The organism is Symbiobacterium turbinis, assembly GCF_055383075.1.
Map to the genome: position 1 here is coordinate 3,238,997 of NZ_AP042433.1, position 15,362 is coordinate 3,254,358.

Here is a 15,362-nt window from a genome sequence, read left to right on the forward strand (position 1 = left end):
GAACCCGATTTACACCACTTGACGGGACTTGATCCACGGTTCGATGCCCGAGCTTGCGATTGATCCGGTGGTGGCTGGATCGTCGCTGGTCATGGCGCTGCAGACGATTGTCGCGCGCAATGTGTCCCCGAAGAGAAAGGCCGTGGTCACGGTCGGCGCGTTCCAGGCCGGGTCGGCTGGGAATGTCATCGCCCATACGGCGACCTTGCGCTTGTCGGTCCGGACCGAGACAGAGGCTGATCGGAAACTCGTGCTCGATCGAATCCGTTCGCTGACCAAGGCGCACGCCGAAGGGTACGGATGCACGTACGAGATCAGAGAAGGCGTGCCCGGGGCCGTGCTCGTCAACGACAAGGAGGAGACCGCGAAGGCTTATGAAATCGCCAGAGCAGCGTTTGGTGACGACCGCGTCGTCTATCCGGGCCCCACGTATCTGGGTTCGGAAGACTTCGCCTTCATGCTGCAGCAGCGGCCGGGCACGTACTGCTTTATCGGCAACGGCGATACACCGATGGTGCACCACCCTCAGTACGTCTTTAACCAGGACCTCCTGCCCATAGGCGCGGCGTACTGGGTGGTGTTGACCGAGGCGTATTTGCGGTAGAACGGTGCGATGCGGGCGATGGCCCCACTCTGCTGATCGGTCGCGATCCAGGACGCCATATGAGGGCTACAGGGACAAGACCCTGTAGCCCTCGTTCACACAAGATCCTGAGGCGTATTCCGGCCGGCTCAACAATCCGTCGCGGCGCTGGGTTGGCTCCGGATGCCGTATGCTTGCCCCGCCCTGATTATGACCAGGGCGGGGTCTTCGCGTTGCAGTGTGCTGCCGGGGTTCGGAACAGGTTATCCGGAGCGTGAGGTCGAACGGGTAGAGGCGTGAGCCGCCCTTCGGTACATGCCACTGCTGGTCCGGCTGGCAGCGCCATCTGGGGAGGAACTCCAGCGGGTGGCCGATGCGACGGGGCGTTTGCTCGCAATAAAGTTGGTGGAGCGATGACCATGTCGGATGAAAAGGAGTACTTCTTCATCGGCGACAACGAAAGCGCGGAAGGTGTTTGGGGCATCAGCGGAATATGGAAGTCCGTGCTGGAATATGGCGTGCTCGCGGCCTCGCACTTTGAAGTCCGCTTTCCCGACGACCCCTGCCTCGGCGAAGGCAAAGACGAGTTCATGCGACTCCCGGGCATTTCCGTCGCGCCGTGGAGCGGGATGGAAGGGGCCATCGCGGTGACGGGCAGGATGACGCCCGTAGCGAGGCGGCTGTTCCTGCAAACCCTGGAGGAGGATGGCATCCGGCTCTGGGACTTCATCCTGTTCCGGGATGGGAGGAAGCTTCTGTCGGTCTCCGACTACACCGACCGGATCGTCACCGGGCGCTTCGCCCGGGAGTTCATGGAGCGGCTGTTTGCTTGCTGGTTTGAGCCCATTCCGGAGCCGGAGGTCACATCCCATGAGAAGGGACCAGGCGTCGCCTTGAACGGGCTGCGCGAGACGATCCGGGCCCTGATCACAGACCTCGACGATGACGACGGAGTTGGCTGACGCTGAAGCTGTTCTGTGCCCGCTGTCACGCAGCGACACCCTGTTTGTCGCAAAGTAACAAACAGCAGGAGCCGATTTCGGCGCGCCGTGACGTGTCGGCCAAACCTCACCCTTTGCTATGTTAGGTTCAGAGGACTCCTGATGATGCGGACCAGGGGGAGTTCTCAGGGCTTTAGGCGGGTAAGTACCGCATGGGATTCCGCTGTGATTGTCGATACATCCAGGGACCTATACGATGAGGTGATTGCGGTATGGCTACCAGCAGACCACGCTCATACGAACCCTACCTGTCCGGCCATCGGGAGAAGATGCTGCAGCGGGTGCAGGAGGCCTACGATCGGTTCCAGGAGACCAGGACCTTCGAGTTCCCAACCTGGCTCTACGGTCCACCCAAGGGCACGCTCTTCAACGTTGAGGTAGAGGACTGCCCCCGGTTTGGCGATACGGCCTACGTCCAGTTCGATTCCGCTCGCACGGCCTTCCTCTCCATCGACATGCAGACAGACTTCTGCGGACCCCGTGGCTACGTTGACGTCATGGGCTACGACCTGTCGCTTACGGCCGCGGCCATCGAGCCGATCAAGAACGTGCTGAATGCCATTCGGGGTACCGACATCACCGTCATCCATACGCGCGAGGGACACGAGCCCGACCTCTCCGATGCGCCCTTCAACAAGATCTTGCGGAGCAAGATCATCGGCGATGGCGTGGGCATCGGCGACATGATTCCCGGGGGGGCCGGGCGTCTGCTGGTGCGAGGCGAGAAGAACTGGGACATCATCGACGAACTCTACCCCATCCCCGGCGAGATCGTTGTGGACAAGGCCGGAAAGGGCGCGTTCGGCTCCAGCACCATCCACATGATCCTGAAGAACCTCGGGATCACGCACCTGGTCATCACCGGCATCACCACCGACGTCTGCGTGCACACCATCATGCGTGAGGCCAATGACTACGGCTACTGGTGCGTGCTCTTGAAAGACGGCACGGGTGCCACAGACTACGGCAACCACGAGGCGGCCATCAAGTCCATCAAGATGCAGGGAGGCGTCTTCGGCTGGGTTAGCGACTCCCGTCGCTTCATCGAGGCCGTCAACCAGAACCTGCGGTAACGCTCGTGCAGTCGAGCAGCGGCCTCAGCCGTCCTGATCGGACGGCTGGGCCGCTCTTTTGTCAACGAAAGGTGGAGAGATTGCGCCATGGCCAGCCGTACAGCCCCTTCTTCGCTCCAACTGGTCTACCGGCCCGACGAAAGGCCGCGCTCCAGGCGTGACACCGTCCTCTATTCGCTGCAGTGGATCTTTATCATGTTCTACCCGGTGGTCTGGGGCTACGCCCTCGTAGGCACCGGGCTCGGGTTCTCGGGGCCCGAACTGGGCAACTTCATGGCCCGCGTGGCGCTGATGGTGGGACTCACCACGATCGTGCAGGTGCTGCTGGGCCACCGGTTTGCGATGGTCTCGGGACCCAATATCGTTCCGTCTCTGGCAGTGGTGGCTGCAGCGGCCGTGGGGGGCAGGGAGTACGCGCTCCTTTCCTTCAACGCCTACATCATCGCCGGCGCGGTGGTCGCCGTACTGGGCGCCGCCGGTCTCTTCAGCCGCCTGAGCCGCGTGTGGACGCCGCTCGTCCAGGGCGCCATGGTGATGACCATCGGCCTGACCACGAGTGGTACTGCCCTGGGCATGTTGGCCTCGGAGTCTGCCGGTTGGCCGTTCTGGGCGGGGATTCTGCTGGCCCTGCTCTGCGGCTGGCTCTCGCTGCGGGGCCGCACGCTGCTGGCCACCGTGCCGGTCATGGTGACCATTGTTCTCGGCTATGTGATCTTCATGACATCGGGCCACTTCGACTGGACCATGGTGCGGGCCATGCCGGCCTTCAACTGGCCGAAGCTGTTTCCTTACGGCACACAGGTTCCGCCGCTGGACCTCATCATTACCATGATCATCGTCAACCTGTTCTCGGCCCTGAACCTGTACGGCAACGTCAACGCCTATGCTGACATCGTCGGGGCGGAGGTGACCCCACAGGCCCAACGATGCTACTTCACCGTGTTCGGCCTTGTTGAGGGGAGCCTGGCCGGGGCCCTGGGCGTGCCTGCGTACGTAGCCTACGGAGAGAACCTGGGTTTCGTCATGCTCACCCGGGTGGCATCCCGCACCTTCATCCTGATCGGCGCCCTCTGCCTGGTCGTCATGAGCCTCTTCGGTCCGGTTTCGGGGTTGATGGCCGCCATGCCCGAGCCGGTGGCGGGCGCGGTCCTGTTGGGCGTGGCCTGCACGCTGATTGGCATGGGCGCAAAGACCTGGGTCAGGAGCGGTTCTTTTGGCGAGCGGGAGATCTTCATCGGCGGGTTTGCGGTCTTTTTCGCCCTGGGTACTTCGCTCTTGCCGCCTGAGTTCTTCGATGCGCTGCCCCGGCTGGTGGGCACCCTGTTCAAGAACACCGTCATTCTGGTGATCGGCGTGGTGATGCTCCTGGAGCAGGTGCTTTTCCGTCCGAAGACGGGGACGGGTGCAGCCGCGCAGCCACCCTCGATTGTTACGAAGTGACAAACCCCTCGGGCCGGTTTCAGCACGCGTTGCCGTGTTGGACCGGCCCGTTGGTCTGTTACGTTAGAGCTGACTCTAAGCGAAAGGGGGGCGAATGTGAACCTTTGCAACGCTGCCCTCGTCGGCCGCGCCGGGCGCTGGGATATTGCGATTCGGGATGGCATGGTCGTATCTGTTACGCCGCACGTGTCTGCGGATGGGGGCTGCGTGAACGGTATTGACCTGTCGGGCAGGCTGGTGATGCGGCCGTTTGCGGATGTACACCTGCACCTCGACAAGGCCTTCCAGTCTGAAGCGATGCCCAATCGTTCCGGCACCCTTACCGAGGCCATACGGCTGGGACAGATCATCAAGGCTAACATGACCCGGTCTGCGGTTTACGAGAGGATCATGCGCGGGGCCCGGGCCGCCCTCTCGCACGGCGTCACCCGGCTGCGGACCCATGTGGATGTCGACCCGGTGGTCGGTCTCATCAGTGTTGAGGCAGCCCTGGAGGCTCGTGCGAAGCTGCGCGGCGTGGTGGACCTACAGGTGGTTGCCTTCCCTCAGGAGGGCATCACCAACCAGCCAGGCGTCGCCGAACTGCTGCAGGAGGCGATCCGGATGGGGTGTGACGCCGTCGGCGGCATTCCCGCCCGTGACCCGCAGCCCGAGGAGCATGTCCGCATCGTCTTCGCCCTGGCGGAGGCGGCCGGCTCTCTGGTGGACATGCACGTGGACGAGTCGGACGATCCGTCGGACCTGACCCTGCCGCTGGTGGCTGAATATACCCGGCGCCACGGCATGGCCGGCCGGGTGGCCGCGGGCCACTGTTGCTCGCTGTCAGCGCAGGAGCCCGCACGACGGGCCGGGATCATTGAATCGGTGCGTGACGCCGGGCTGCACGTGATCACCCTTCCTTCGACAAACCTCTACCTACAGGGACGGGGCGATCGGGTCAACGTGCGGCGGGGCCTGGCGCCTGTCAAGGAGTTGCTCGCCGCCGGCGTCAACGTTGCTTTCGGTTCCGACAACATTCGCGACCCGTTCAACCCCTTCGGCAACGGCAGCATGATCCAGGAAGCGCTCATCCTGGCCCATGCCGCCCACATGGGGGGCCAGGATGAACTGGCGACTGTATTGGAGATGGCCGGCCACAGGGCTGAGGCCATCATGGACGGTTGTCACCCCGACCGTCTGCCCGGGCCGGACATCCGGCCCGGCATGGAGGCCAACCTGATCGTGCTGGATGCCGCATCCCCAGCTGACGTCATCGTCGGCCAGCGCCCACCTGAACTGGTATTCGTCCGTGGACAGCAAGTTATGAGTCGACAGGAACAACTCTCTGTCACGGCTCCATTCGGCGAAAACGAGACTGAACAAGGAGAGTCTTAGATGAACACGTTCTTACTGCTCGTTCCGTTGATCGTGGTCATGGTTCTCCTGCTCCTCCGTCAGCACATGTTGGTGGCCGGCGCGGTGGGCGGCATCCTCGCCATTCTCATCGGTGGAATCTCGCCGGCCGACGCCGGCAGCATCTTCACCCAGGGCACCGCCTCCATGCTGGGCATCACCACGCCCATTCTCTATGCCGCTGCCGCCATGATGGTGGGCAAGGCGGGTTCCATCAAGGCGGCCGTCACCCTGGCCAATCGGGGCCTGGGCAAGCAGGTGGGCCTCCTGGCGGCCTTCATGGTGCTGATCCAGGCCGCCGCCACCTACATGGCCGGTATGGGCGCCGGCAACACGATGGTGACGGCGCCGCTGGTGGCCGCAGCGGTGGGTGCCGTTCCTCCCGTGATCGCCGGCATGGCCATCGCCACCGCCGCCTCCTTTACCACATCGCCCGCCTCCACGGAGACGGTCATTACCGCCGAATTTGCCGGCGTGGATGTGGCCATGCATGCCAGCAACATGATGCCCTACACGATCCTCTTCTGGGTGATCGGCGCAGCGCTGGCCTACTGGGGCGTGCGCAAGTACGGCAGCCTCACCGTCGGCGACGAGGGTGGGAAGGACGAGTTTGCCGACGTCTCCGCCGGCACGCTTTGGGTTCGGTCCATCCCTTTCATCGCACTGCTCGGGCTGGTGATTCTCGGCTCCAAGCTCAACGGTCTGCTCGGGGTCGCCCTGTTCACTCCCGGCTCGATCATCCTTCTCAGCACCGTGCTGACCTGGCTCTGCTGCAAGATGAGCCTCACCGAGGCCGCTGAGCAGCTCGTCAACGGCGGGCAGTTCATCCTGGTCACCCTGTTCTCGGTGGGTATGTTCCTCGGCTTCATCAACATGATGGGCGAGATCGGCACCTTCGAGGCGATCGCCGGTCTGGCCGGCGCTGCGCCTTCCTCGATCATCGCGCCGGTGGCGGCCATCGTCGCCTTCATCGTGGCCATCCCCTCAGGCGCCATGTGCGCTGGCGTACTGGCGCTGATCATGCCGACGATTGCTGCCATCGGTACGTCTCCCGCAGCCATGGGCCTGGTCGCGATCGCCACGGGCCTGGGCACCCAGATCAGCCCTGTGCAGATCAACGTGGCGGCCCTCGGTCAGGGCTTCAAGAAGGACATCATGGAAGTTGTTCGCATGAACATCCCCTACGTTCTGGGCACGCTGGCTGTCATCGTCGTGATCTGCTTCATCGTCGGTTAAACGGACTCTGGTTGGAGGAGTGTACATGCAGCGCCGTCTGATCAAGAGACCCAATACGTATTACGACTCTGTCACACTCATGCGGATTTCCTCTGAGGCGAAGCGCGTGCCCGGGGTCAGCCAGGTTGCGGTGGTCATGGTGACGGAGATGAACCGGGCCATACTGGCTGACACCGGCTTCGACCCGGCCGAGTATGCCGACATGGGTCCCAACGACCTGGTGATCGGCCTGGTTGCCGAGACCGAGGAGGCGCTGGGCGCCGCACTGATCCGGGTGGACGAGCTCTTGAACGCCGTGGGCCAGGAGAGCGGTCAGGCACAGGAGGAGCGCGTGCAGACCCTCGAAGGGGCCCTGGCCCGCATGCCTGAGGCCAACCTGGCCATCGTCTCCACCCCCGGCGCCTTCGCCGCCCGCGAGGCCCTGAAGGCACTGAAGAACGGCCTCCATGTCATGATCTTCAGCGACAACGTGGCGCTGGAGAAGGAGGTCGCCCTGAAGCAGGAGGCGCAGCGGCGCGGCCTGCTGGTGATGGGGCCGGACTGCGGCACCGCCATCATTCACGGCGTACCCCTGGGCTTCGTGAACGTCGTGCGGCGCGGCACGGCGGGCCTCGTGGCGGCATCCGGCACCGGCCTCCAGGAAGTGGCCGTGCTCGTGCACCAGCTCGGGGCAGGCATTTCGCAGGCCATCGGCACCGGTGGCCGTGATCTGAGCGATGAGGTCGGCGGCATCACCATGCTTCAGGGCATCGACCTGCTGGAGCACGACCCGGGCACCGAGCGCATCGCGCTCGTCTCCAAACCGCCGGCCCCGGCGACGATGCAGCGCCTGCTGGAGCGGGTGCGCCGGATGACCAAGCCCTGCGTGGTCTGCTTCCTGGGCGCCGACGAAGAGGTGGTCGCCCAGGCGAGAAGTGCCGGCCTGAAGATGGCGACGACGTTGGAGGAGGCAGCCCTCCTGACGGTGGAATCGCCTGCCACTCCGCTGCCCGATGCGACGGCCGAGGTGGCTGCCGCCGTGGCAACAGAAGCGGCCAGATACCCCCAGGGGAAGCGGCCCGGTGCCTTCGTGCGGGGGCTCTTCTCCGGCGGGACGCTCTGCCATGAGGCTTACCTCACCCTGCAGGCCATGCTGCCCGATGTCTCCAGCAACCTGGCCCAGAACGCCCGCTACAAGCTGGAGAACCCCAATGAGAGCCGGGGCCATACCCTGGTGGACATGGGCGATGACTACTTCACGCAGAGCCGGCCGCACCCGATGATCGACGCCAGCTATCGTCTGGAGCGCATCCGCAAGGAGGCCATGGACCCCGAGACGGCGGTTGTCCTGTTCGACGTGGTGCTCGGCTATGGGAGCAACAGCGATCCGGGCGGCGCGATCGCCGAAGAGGTGGCCAGGCTCCGGGCCGAGCTGGCCGCCGCCGGTCGCTACGTGGCATTCATCGCCTCGGTAACGGGTACCGAGGAGGACCCGCAGCCGCGCAGTGAGCAGGTGGCCAGGCTGCGGGAGGCCGGTGTGACGATCCTGTCCACCAACTACCGGGCGGCCCGGGCGGCCGGCTTGCTGGTTGAGACCTTGAAGGGGGTGGGGGCATGAGCAGCACTCTGTTGTATCGCTTGCTGGATCAGGAGTTGAAGATCATCAACATCGGCGTGCCGTCGTTCTCCGAGACGCTCACCGCGGTCAATGCCCCGCACATCCATGTGCACTGGGCCCCGCCGGCCGGCGGCAATGTGGAGGCGGTTGAACTGCTGGACCGGCTGGAGGTGCACGCAGAGACCATCCAGCGTGCCAACGCAGAGGCCCTGGCCCGTATCCTGGCCGCCCGGCCGGTGGCCGTCGACGTGCAGCCTGCCCGTGACGTGGTGCCGGGGATGGATGGGCGCATCCTGCTGCACGCCGGCCCTCCCGTGACGTGGGAGCGGATGTGCGGCCCGGTGCGCGGCGCGGTGATCGGCGCCATTCTCTTCGAGGGTTGGGCCACCACACACGCGGAGGCTGAGGCCCTCGCGGCCAGCGGGGGCGTGCGGCTGGAGCCCAACCACCATCACAGCGCAGTCGGACCGATGGCCGGCCTCACTTCGCCTTCCATGCCCGTCTTCGTGGTGGAGAACCAGGAGGCCGGCAACCGGGCCTACGTGAACATGAACGAGGGGCTTGGGAAGGTGCTCCGGTTCGGCGCGAACTCCGCCGAGGTGCTGGAGCGGCTGGCCTGGATGCGCGACGTGCTCGGGCCCGCCCTGGGCGCTGCCATTCGGGCGGCCGGCGGTGTGGACCTGAAGTCCATCACCGCCAGGGCCCTGCAGATGGGCGACGAGTGCCACAACCGGAATACCGCCGCGACCAGCCTCTTCGTGCGGACACTCTTCCCCTATCTGGTGAAGACCGCTGCGCCCGAACAGCTGGCAGAGGTGGCCGACTTCCTCGGCCGAAACGACCACTTCTACCTCAACCTCTCCATGGCAGCTTGCAAGGTCGCCATGGATGCCGCCCGGGGGATCGAAGGCTCCTCGGTCGTGGTGGCGATGGCCCGCAACGGTACGGAGTTCGGTGTTCAGCTCAGCGGCACGGGCGACCAGTGGTTCACCGCCCCATCGCCTGTGATCGATGCGCTCTTCTTCCCTGGCTACGGCCCCGAGGACGCGGCCCGTGACCTGGGCGACTCCTGCATTACGGAGACGGCGGGCATCGGTGGGTTCGCGATGGCGGCCGCCCCGGCCATCGTTCAGTTTGTCGGCGGCTCAGTCGGCGACGCCCTGAACTTTACCAAGGAGATGCGGAACATCACCCTGGGCGAGGAGCGGACATACGGCATTCCCGCCCTGGATTTCGCCGGCGCACCGACCGGCATCGACGCCCGGCTGGTGGTGGATACCGGCATCCTTCCGGTCATCAACACCGGCGTGGCGCACAAGGAGCCCGGAGTGGGCCAGGTGGGCGCCGGCATCGTGCGTGCGCCGATGGACTGCTTTGTGGAGGGTCTGCGGGCTCTGGAGGAGCGGCTGTCGCAATCCGACCGGTAATGTATGGGAGGTAGTGTAGATGCATAAGGTCGAGGTATATCGCCTTCCCATGGGTTCCCCTGACGATCTGTCCGCCCTGGAGGCGCTGCTGGATAACGGCACGATCGACGCGCGGGACATCATCGCCGTCCTCTGCAAAAACGAGGGCAACGGGTGCGTCAACGACTTCACCCGGGGCTTCACCACCCTGGCGGTCAAGGTGCTGCTGAGCGAGCGGCTGGGCATCAGCCGTGACGAGGTGGCCAACCGGGTCGCCCTGGTCATGTCCGGCGGGACCGAAGGGGTCATGACCCCGCACATGAACGTGTTTGTGCGCAAGCAGGTGGCCGACCGCGGCAGCATTCCCGCCGGGGAGAAGCGGCTGGCCGCTGGAATCGCCTTCACCCGTGACTTCAAGCCCGAGGAGCTGGGCCGCATGGCGCAGGTTCGTGAGGTCGCCCGGGCCGTGCGGGAAGCCATGGCTGAGGCCGGTATTTCCGACCCCGCGGACGTTCACTTCGTGCAGATCAAGTGCCCCCTGCTGACCGCGGACCGCATCGAGGATGCCCTCCGGCGCGGTGAGACGGTTGCGGTAAACGACACCTACAAGTCGATGGGTTACAGCCGGGGCGCCTCGGCTCTGGGCGTCGCAGTGGCACTGGGTGAGATTCCCGAGTCCGCGGTCTCCGATGAGAAGATCTGCAGCGACTGGAGCCTCTATTCGACCGTCGCTTCCACTTCGGCCGGGGTGGAGCTGCAGAAGTGCGAGATCATCGTCATGGGCAACTCCAGCGAGGCTGCCAGTGACCTGGTCATCGGCCACGATGTGATGCGGGATCCCATCGACATGCAGGCCGTCCTGCGGGCGATGAAGGCTGCGGGCCTTCGGTTCGATGTGCTGCCCGGCGAGGGGGAACTGGATAGGATCGTCAATGTGCTGGCCAAGGCCGAGGCCCCGTCCACCGGCCAGGTGCGTGGCCGGCGGAACACGATGCTGGACGACTCTGACATCAACCACACGCGTTCGGCGCGGGCGGTGGTGAACGCAGTGATCGCCGCGGTCACCGGCGACCCCATGGTCTACGTCTCGGGAGGGGCAGAGCACCAGGGACCCGATGGTGGCGGCCCTGTTGCGGTGATCGCCCGGGCGGACTAGGGGTTCTCTCGCGGCGAACTGGAGGAGGGGAAACCTGAGTGCCTGAGCGCATTGTGGTCGCGCTGGGCGGAAATGCCATCCTGCAGCCCGGTCAGCGCGGCCATTACGAAGAGCAGCGACAGAACATCGACCTTACGGCGGCGCAGCTGGCCGCTTTGGTGGAACGAGGATATGAGCTGGTACTGACGCACGGCAACGGGCCTCAGGTGGGGAACCTGCTGCTGCAGAACGAAGCCGTGACCGACTTGGTCGCCCCCATGCCGCTGGACGTTCTGGGGGCCATGACCCAGGGGATGATCGGCTACATGCTGCAGCAAAGTCTGACCAACGAGCTGCGGGCGCGGGGCATCGACCGCCCCGTAGTCAGCGTCGTGACGCAGGTGGAAGTGAATGCTGCTGACCAGGCCTTTGCCCGTCCGACCAAGCCCGTCGGCCCATTCGTCTCCGCGGAGCAGGCCAGGGAACTGGAGGCAGGCCGGGGGTATGTGATGAAGCCTGACAGCGGCCGGGGCTGGCGCCGTGTCGTGCCGTCGCCTCAGCCTCAGCGGGTGGTGGAGACGCCGGTTATCGGGAACCTGCTGGCGGCGGGTGCAATTGTCGTCGCCGCCGGCGGGGGCGGCATCCCCGTGTGCTGCGGGGATGCCGGCAGGCTGACCGGGGTCGAGGCTGTGGTTGACAAGGACCGTTCCGCAGCCGTGCTTGCGCTTGCTGTGAACGCGGACCTTCTGCTGATTCTGACCGATGTGCCCAACGTCAAACTCTTCTACGGGACGCCGGAAGAGCGGAGTATCGGGGAGATCACAGTCGACCAACTCGAGGCTTACGTACGGCAGCAGCACTTCGCGGATGGGAGCATGGGGCCGAAGGTCGATGCTTCGCTGACCTTCGTCCGGCAGACCGGCCGGTCGGCCGTGATCACCTCTCTGAGCGAGGCTGCCCGTGCCGTGGCCGGACAGGCCGGCACCCGCATCCTGCCGTAAGTGCGTGCACGTTGACGGCGGCGCAGCGCGCAGGTGAGGGACGTCATGATGCATGGACGGAGCACCGTGGTGGTGCTCCGTCATCCACCATAAAGCCGGACTAGGAGAGAGTAGGATGAAACGGATAGTTGTGGCGCTGGGCGGAAACTTAATTCTTGAAGCCGGACATACGGCCACCTTTGAAGAACAAGTCAATGATATTGAGCTCAGGAGCCGGGGCATCGCCTATCTGGTGATGCAGGGACACCAGGTTGTCGTCGTCCATGGCAATGGCCCTCAGGTAGGCGCGTCACTCATTCAGAACGAGGAAGCGGCGGCCGTCGTGCCAGCCATGCCACTTCACAATTGTGTCGCTCAAACCCAGGGACAGCTGGGAACGATGTTGCAGCTTTCACTCACCAACGCGCTCCGGGCGGTTCAGATTGACCGCCCGGTGGTGACACTGGTGACGCATACGATTGTCTCCCAGGATGACCCAGCGCTTACGGCGCCCACCAAGGCCATTGGCCCCTATTACGCTGAGCAGCGGGCCCGGCGCCTGATGCGAGAACACCGTTTCCATCTGAAGAAGGTCGGCAACCGGGGCTGGCGCAGGTTGGTACCATCGCCTGATCCCAAGAAGATCCTGGAGGGCGCAGCCATTGAGCGGCTTCTGGAGGGCGGTGCGGTAGTCATCGCAGCCGGGGGCGGCGGAGTGCCGTTGATGGAGGTAGCCGGCACCTACAAGGGAATTGATGCGGTAATCGAGAAGGATCTGGCGGCTCAGCAACTTGCCCATCAGATCGATGCCGATCTTCTGTTGCACCTGACTGACGTTCAGGGGGTGGCGCTGGACTTCGGGAAGCCACAGCAGCGGTGGCTGGATCGGGTGACGGCTCCTGAGCTCAGGCATTATCAGCAGGAAGGGCATTTCGGTCCGGAAAGCATGGGTCCAAAGGTGGAGTCGGCTGTGCGTTTTGTAAGCCACGGCCAACCCAACCGCCGGGCGGTGATCGGCTCCCTGAGTGACGTCCCCCGGCTGTTGGCCGGCCATGCGGGCACGTGGGTCGTGCCATTGTGAGGTGAGTCGCGCTGGGAATTACCGTTCGCAAGGCCCTTGAACTTCCGGCCCTGGCCGACAGTCGGGTCGTGGGCGGCCGGAGCGGCCTTGACCGGGCAATCCAATCTGTCAATGTCATGGAGACCCCGGACATCTGGCGGTTCGTTGAGCCAGCCCAGCTTCTCCTGACGACGATGTATCCCATTCAACAGGACCCGACGGCGATGCGGGAACTCCTCCCCAGGCTGGCAGAGCGGAAGCTGGCCGGGCTTATTCTCAAGCCCCGTTTCATGGATGAGGTGCCGCAGGAGCTGATCCGGCAGGCCGATGAACTGGGCTTTCCACTCATCCTGGTTCCCAATGAGACTCCGTTCAGCAGTCTGCTCAACGCGATCCTCACTGAGATCGTTCATCATCAGACGGCGTTGCTCCGCCGCAGTGAAGAGATCCACCGCAAGTTAATCGACCTGGTCCTGCGCGGGGAGGGTCTGGAGGCTGTCGCCCGCACGCTTACCGCGCTCTTGAACCTGCCGGCCCTGATCACCGATGACCAGTTTCACATTCTGGCTGATGGTGCGGGGGCAGCAGGCGGAGAGGACGATTTTACCGCCTTCATCCGGAAACTCCAGACAGAAGGGCTGTACCCTGCCGGAGGTGAGCCCATTCGCAGGTCGATTCTCAGCGAGTCACAACTCTCCAGTGTGTTCATCTACCCGGTGCGTGTGGGTGCGGAGGTGACCGGATACATCTGCGTCTGGGAACGGGACGGAGAGCTGAAGGAATGGGATCGTCTCTGCGTGGAGCAGGGTGCGCTCGTGACGGCCCTCGAGCTGCAGAAGCAGGAGGCCGTAAGAGAGACCGAGCGTCGCTTCTACAACGAGTTCTTGCGGGACTTGCTGTCGGGCCGGGTGGCCTCCCGCGAAGAGGCGTTCGCCCGGGCGAGTGTCTATGGCTGGGATCTCACGCGGCCCCGGGTGCTGTGTCTCTTCCACCTCGGCAGCCTGGACGGCCATGAGATCTCACTGGACGTGCGGCGCCGCTGTCAGAAGCGGATTGAGCGCGCCATGTACTATGCCCTGGAGGAGTCGCACTCTACCCATCTTCTCAGCCATCTGGGCAACACCTCCGTTCTGCTCATGGTTCCACGCCGGCATGACGCAGCACGGGCCAAAGAAGAGGCCCTGCACGTGGCTCACCGGGTCCTGGAGGAAATGAAGCACGCCAGTGAGGCCCAGTGTTTCGCAGTGCACGTTGGCATCTCCCGGCTCCACGAGGACGTGCTGCATTTGAGCACTGCTTATCGCCAGGCGCGGGAGGCCCTCGCCATCGGCATGCAGTTGACGGAGAAGCAATCGGTGACGCATTTTGATGACCTCGGCAGCTTCCGCATCATCTTCCGGATCTCCGACTTGGACGAGCTGGAGCGATATTGCCAGGAGCACATCGGTGCGCTCATGGAGTACGACGCACAGCACGGTACAGACCTGCTCAGCACCCTTAGGGCCGTCATCGCTGCTGACGGGAACCTGAACCGCGCTTCTGAGTTGTTGTCGGTGCACTACAACACGCTGCGCTACCGCATCCGGCGCATTGAGGAGATTCAGGGAATCAAGGTGGACTCCTGGAGCATGCTCGCGGCTGTCGACGTCGCGCTGAAGGGCCTCAGGGTGCTCAAGGCGCGAAAGGCGGGCAGCCTTGGCTGAGAAATACGGGGACCCGGTTCCGCCCCTAGCGGGGCAGAACCGGGTCCTGTTCGTGCTGGAAACGGTACAGGGCCGTGAGCAGGCCGACCAGGGTATCCCACCCAGAGGTGCTGCCGACCTGGATGGCCCCGAGGACTGCCGTACGCAGTTCCTGGGGGTCGGCTGACCGGCTGTGGAGCACGGCGATCAGGCGGCGCAGCTGAGACCCGAAACGCCCCCGGAACGCATGACGCAGGTAGGAGGCTGAAACGAGCGAGGTCGCGTCGAATACCCTGTGCGAGAGGGCGCGCCCCAGGGCGCGCACCTCATCCCGCCGACCCTGCGCGAGCCGGCCTGCGACGAAGCCCAGCAGGAAATCGTCCCCCGAGGGGGTAAGGCCCAGGCCCAGCCCGAGCAGCCGGGGTGCGGCCTCCACCAGATCTGGTGTGTGGGCGTGGTCAAACACCATCATCGGCTCCCAGGCCCGGGCAACCCCGGGCGACAGGTTTGCCGGTGGTGGGACTGCCATCTGTGACAGGGGCTGACCGCAGGGCCAGTGTGGAAGCACCTCAGCCAGACCGCCCTGTTCCGGTTCAGCCAGGGAGAGCAGCAGCAGGTGAAAGGCTGCGGCGCTGACCCCGGGAACCGGAGTGTGCGCGGTGAGTCCGGTGGGATAGGGCGGCCGAGGGCTCAGGGTGAGCACGGGGTTCTCGTCTACCTGCCAGGTCCCGGTCCGGTAGGTGACTCGCCCCGCACGACGGATGGCCGGAAGGATGG

At 64.6% G+C, this 15,362-nt stretch carries 13 protein-coding genes; 12 read left to right on the forward strand and 1 reads right to left on the reverse strand.

The features are described from left to right. Window positions 1-28 precede the first annotated feature (28 nt). The 12 genes from ACZ45O_RS15630 to ACZ45O_RS15685 all read left to right on the forward strand — a co-directional run bounded on the left by ACZ45O_RS15630 (window position 29) and on the right by ACZ45O_RS15685 (window position 14,606). Window positions 29-604, forward strand: a complete 576-nt coding sequence (locus ACZ45O_RS15630; protein ID WP_464854255.1) for a M20/M25/M40 family metallo-hydrolase — start codon at window positions 29-31, stop codon at window positions 602-604. 398 nt (window positions 605-1,002) lie between these two features. Beyond that, a complete protein-coding gene (locus ACZ45O_RS15635) occupies window positions 1,003-1,545 on the forward strand; it encodes a hypothetical protein (RefSeq protein WP_464854257.1) in 543 nt (180 codons plus the stop codon). A 251-nt stretch (window positions 1,546-1,796) separates the two neighbouring features. Beyond that, the gene (locus ACZ45O_RS15640; protein WP_464854259.1) at window positions 1,797-2,657 is read left to right on the forward strand and encodes a cysteine hydrolase family protein; all 861 of its coding nucleotides are present in this window, start codon (window positions 1,797-1,799) and stop codon (window positions 2,655-2,657) included. Window positions 2,658-2,744: 87 nt separating this feature from the next. Next, window positions 2,745-4,097 (forward strand): uracil-xanthine permease family protein, encoded by a 1,353-nt coding sequence (locus ACZ45O_RS15645; protein ID WP_464854261.1) that lies wholly within the window; start codon window positions 2,745-2,747, stop codon window positions 4,095-4,097. A 186-nt stretch (window positions 4,098-4,283) separates the two neighbouring features. Next, window positions 4,284-5,471 carry an amidohydrolase family protein gene (locus ACZ45O_RS15650; RefSeq protein WP_464854263.1) on the forward strand — a complete coding sequence of 396 codons (1,188 nt, stop codon included), beginning with the start codon at window positions 4,284-4,286 and terminating at the stop codon, window positions 5,469-5,471. Beyond that, entirely contained in the window at window positions 5,472-6,725 is a 1,254-nt protein-coding gene (locus ACZ45O_RS15655; protein ID WP_464854265.1) for a hypothetical protein, read from the forward strand. Window positions 6,726-6,750: 25 nt separating this feature from the next. After that, window positions 6,751-8,322 (forward strand): acyl-CoA synthetase FdrA, encoded by a 1,572-nt coding sequence (gene fdrA, locus ACZ45O_RS15660; protein WP_464854266.1) that lies wholly within the window; start codon window positions 6,751-6,753, stop codon window positions 8,320-8,322. Next, the gene (locus ACZ45O_RS15665; RefSeq protein WP_464854268.1) at window positions 8,319-9,749 is read left to right on the forward strand and encodes a YlbE family protein; all 1,431 of its coding nucleotides are present in this window, start codon (window positions 8,319-8,321) and stop codon (window positions 9,747-9,749) included. The genes fdrA and ACZ45O_RS15665 overlap by 4 nt, the downstream gene beginning before the upstream one ends. Window positions 9,750-9,768: 19 nt before the next feature. Beyond that, window positions 9,769-10,884 (forward strand): cyanuric acid amidohydrolase, encoded by a 1,116-nt coding sequence (gene atzD / locus ACZ45O_RS15670; RefSeq protein WP_464854269.1) that lies wholly within the window; start codon window positions 9,769-9,771, stop codon window positions 10,882-10,884. A 38-nt stretch (window positions 10,885-10,922) separates the two neighbouring features. Continuing rightward, window positions 10,923-11,864 carry a carbamate kinase gene (gene arcC, locus ACZ45O_RS15675; protein ID WP_464854271.1) on the forward strand — a complete coding sequence of 314 codons (942 nt, stop codon included), beginning with the start codon at window positions 10,923-10,925 and terminating at the stop codon, window positions 11,862-11,864. Between the two features lie 115 nt (window positions 11,865-11,979). Continuing rightward, the gene (locus ACZ45O_RS15680) at window positions 11,980-12,924 is read left to right on the forward strand and encodes a carbamate kinase (RefSeq protein ID WP_464854272.1); all 945 of its coding nucleotides are present in this window, start codon (window positions 11,980-11,982) and stop codon (window positions 12,922-12,924) included. Between the two features lie 17 nt (window positions 12,925-12,941). Beyond that, the gene (locus ACZ45O_RS15685; RefSeq protein ID WP_464857808.1) at window positions 12,942-14,606 is read left to right on the forward strand and encodes a PucR family transcriptional regulator; all 1,665 of its coding nucleotides are present in this window, start codon (window positions 12,942-12,944) and stop codon (window positions 14,604-14,606) included. 25 nt (window positions 14,607-14,631) lie between these two features. Here the strand turns inward: ACZ45O_RS15685 and ACZ45O_RS15690 are convergent, their stop codons facing one another. After that, window positions 14,632-15,114, reverse strand: a complete 483-nt coding sequence (locus tag ACZ45O_RS15690) for an oxamate carbamoyltransferase subunit AllH family protein (protein ID WP_464854273.1) — start codon at window positions 15,112-15,114, stop codon at window positions 14,632-14,634. Window positions 15,115-15,362 lie beyond the last annotated feature (248 nt).